This is a genomic window from Acinetobacter sp. 228, assembly GCF_048147885.1.
On sequence record NZ_JAYWYV010000370.1, the window covers coordinates 1 to 1233 of the forward strand.

General features: G+C 42.3%; 1 protein-coding gene, 1 tRNA gene and 1 pseudogene. 2 read left to right on the forward strand and 1 reads right to left on the reverse strand.

Features of this window, described 5'->3' with window-relative positions:
- A pseudogene (locus VXQ92_RS19095) lies at positions 1-171 on the forward strand (hypothetical protein); the annotation flags it as partial.
- A 68-nt stretch (positions 172-239) separates the two neighbouring features.
- On the opposite strand, the gene VXQ92_RS19100 reads toward VXQ92_RS19095, so the two are convergent.
- Positions 240-329, reverse strand: a tRNA-Ser gene (locus tag VXQ92_RS19100).
- 118 nt (positions 330-447) lie between these two features.
- Here VXQ92_RS19100 and VXQ92_RS19105 point away from each other — a divergent pair.
- A partial coding sequence (locus VXQ92_RS19105; protein WP_416682858.1) for a KUP/HAK/KT family potassium transporter occupies positions 448-1233 on the forward strand: 786 nt, incomplete at its 3' end.

Here is a 1233-nt window from a genome sequence, read left to right on the forward strand (position 1 = left end):
CCTGATTACTATCAACAATTTTATAAAATGATTTCACTTACCATAAAGATAAAAACAGTACATGCAGATCTTGCTGGTAACCCTGCGGGAACCTATATTGTGTTTGTAACTGTTGTAAAAAAAGATCCAAAATCTAATTGGCTCGTTTCTGAGCTGGGCAGTGGAGCTTAATTGGAATAATAAAATATTTAGCCAATAAAAAAGACCTAAATCAACACGATTAGGTCTTTTTTGAATTCTGGCGGTGAGAGAGGGATTCGAACCCTCGATACGCGTAAACGTATACACACTTTCCAGGCGTGCTCCTTCAGCCACTCGGACACCTCACCAAGGCGTGCGATAGTAACTAAAAAAACGAGTCCTGCCAAGATTTAAGACGAGCTTTACAGAAAAAAAATAATAGAGGTGATAAGATTGCGCTAAAAATCATATTGGTTTAATTACACAATGCAAAATACGGCCAAAAAAGCGACCTTGCCTGCCACGGCTTTGGCAGCTCTTGGAGTGGTCTTTGGAGACATCGGAACAAGTCCGCTCTATGCCTTGAAAGAGTCCTTCCATGCAGCGCATGGGTTGGGAATTCAGCCTGAAAACGTATTAGGAATTTTATCCATTATTTTTTGGTGCTTAATGCTGATTATTAGCATCAAGTATGTCGCAATCGTGATGCGTGCAGACAACAATGGCGAAGGCGGCATCATGGCCTTACTCGCTTTGAATTTGCGTAAAGCGAAAATTGCCGACAACAAAAAAATCTACATGATTGCGATAGGCTTTATAGGGGCATCACTGTTCTTTGGTGACGGTATTATTACCCCAGCCATTTCAGTATTGTCTGCAGTCGAAGGGTTGTCTATTGCAACCGATGTGTTTGACCCGTTCATTATGCCTATTGCAATTGCCATTATCGTCACGCTGTTTTTGGTGCAAAAGCACGGTACGGCGTTTGTAGGTAAGTTTTTTGGTCCAATTACGCTTGTGTGGTTCTTATCGTTAGGAATCTTGGGCATTCACAGTGTTATCCAAACACCTGTGGTACTAGGCATGTTTAGTCCGCATTGGGCGATCCAGTTTATCTATCACCATCCGATCATGACATTTTTTGTGATGGGTGCTGTGGTGTTAACAGTGACTGGTGGTGAAGCACTGTATGCCGATATGGGACATTTCGGACCAGTTCCGATTCGTCTGGCGTGGTTCTTTGTGGTATTGCCATGCTTGGTTTTAAACTAC